Here is a 1,305-nt window from a genome sequence, read left to right as displayed (position 1 = left end):
CAAGCAGTAAAACAGGCACTTAAAAAGCGAACTATACAAGCCTCTTCCAAGCAAAGAGGCTTTTTTTGTATTGGTGGGTGATGGGTGGTGAGTAGAGTTTTTTATGATTTAGATTGTAATAGCAGGGGATTGTGTAAAAATATATGAAGTCAAGTGAGTTACACCGGCTTATCATTGAAAATGGTTGGATACTGATACGAGTAGCTGGTAGCCATTATATCTATCAGAAAAATGATAAAACATATCCTGTTCCTTATCACGGAAGCAAAGAGGTAGGGAAAGGGCTTGAGAAAAAAGTAAAAAGATTATGCAAAGAGTGAAATTAACGATAAAAGAATATTATTTTTTACAAGGTTTAATAAAACAATCTATAATCAGTAACGTTTTCTATAAGGATAATCATATAGTCATTATTGAGTTATCTGAAGATGATATGGATAAAATAAGAGATTTAGCATTAGATTATCTTGATATATATGGCTTTGATAAAGATTATGAACTGACAGAATCAGGAAAATTGGCAGAGGAACTGGTAGACAAATTGTATACTTAGTTTTTATGATGGGTAATGTATCAGAAAGCGTTTTTAAAACCTATAATACGCTCTAAATAGTGCGAGGGGGATTATGAATTTTGAATTCGAATTGGGCACAAGCTGCAAGCTTGCGCCAGCGGGGGCTTAGAAGTATAGGAAATGATTTTTTTAATTCTCATTAAATATGAAAATAGATATACGAACAGAAGAATTAACTAATCTTATCTACAAGTGTGCTAAAGAAGCATTCTTAGAATTGTTTAAAAATAAGGAGCATTATTACTATTGTGTATTACTTGCTCCTGCAGAGGGTTATGCTCCAATTTTATCAGCTTGGTCTTTTGAAGCATTAGAAAGAGAGATACCTAAACATCCAAAAGAAGAAATTTGGTTATATAAATGGAACTTTGCAGATTCTCCTTATTATGCTTTTGGTGAAGAATATTTCAAGCCTGTTCAAACATTGTTAGATACTTATCCTAATATCCTTGATATGGAAGATGATGATCAGTTGGAACAAGAGTTTCAGTTGAGATTGTTAGCAATGGTACAAGCTATGCAAAAATTAGACAAAGAAGGTATATTCTCTATCAATCAGCCACGAGAACAAATCTATATCAATGTTGAGTGTATTCCTAATGATAATTCTGATGTGGATAGAGCACTTTTACTCAATGACGCAAAGAATATACAAGAGTGGTTAAAAGATAATCCTAAAGTGGACGAGTAGATAAGGTGGTAATGTTTCAGATGTGTTGTTAAAAGCACAA

Annotated in this window: 3 protein-coding genes; all 3 read left to right on the top strand. The window is 32.8% G+C overall.

The annotated features are described in order from the left end of the window. Positions 1 to 143 precede the first annotated feature (143 nt). The 3 genes from HMPREF9075_RS09855 to HMPREF9075_RS09845 all read left to right on the top strand — a co-directional run bounded on the left by HMPREF9075_RS09855 (position 144) and on the right by HMPREF9075_RS09845 (position 1,265). Positions 144 to 320: a type II toxin-antitoxin system HicA family toxin gene (locus HMPREF9075_RS09855; RefSeq protein WP_009416433.1), complete on the top strand. Its 177-nt coding sequence runs from the start codon at positions 144 to 146 to the stop codon at positions 318 to 320. Beyond that, positions 308 to 553: a hypothetical protein gene (locus HMPREF9075_RS09850; protein WP_009416432.1), complete on the top strand. Its 246-nt coding sequence runs from the start codon at positions 308 to 310 to the stop codon at positions 551 to 553. Before HMPREF9075_RS09855 ends, HMPREF9075_RS09850 begins: the two co-directional genes overlap by 13 nt. Positions 554 to 719: 166 nt before the next feature. Beyond that, positions 720 to 1,265 carry a DUF4303 domain-containing protein gene (locus tag HMPREF9075_RS09845; RefSeq protein ID WP_009416431.1) on the top strand — a complete coding sequence of 182 codons (546 nt, stop codon included), beginning with the start codon at positions 720 to 722 and terminating at the stop codon, positions 1,263 to 1,265. The last annotated feature ends 40 nt before the right edge of the window (positions 1,266 to 1,305 follow it).

Source organism: Capnocytophaga sp. oral taxon 332 str. F0381, from assembly GCF_000318275.2.
Taxonomy (GTDB): domain Bacteria; phylum Bacteroidota; class Bacteroidia; order Flavobacteriales; family Flavobacteriaceae; genus Capnocytophaga; species Capnocytophaga bilenii.
This window is presented reverse-complemented; position numbering and strand designations above follow the sequence as displayed.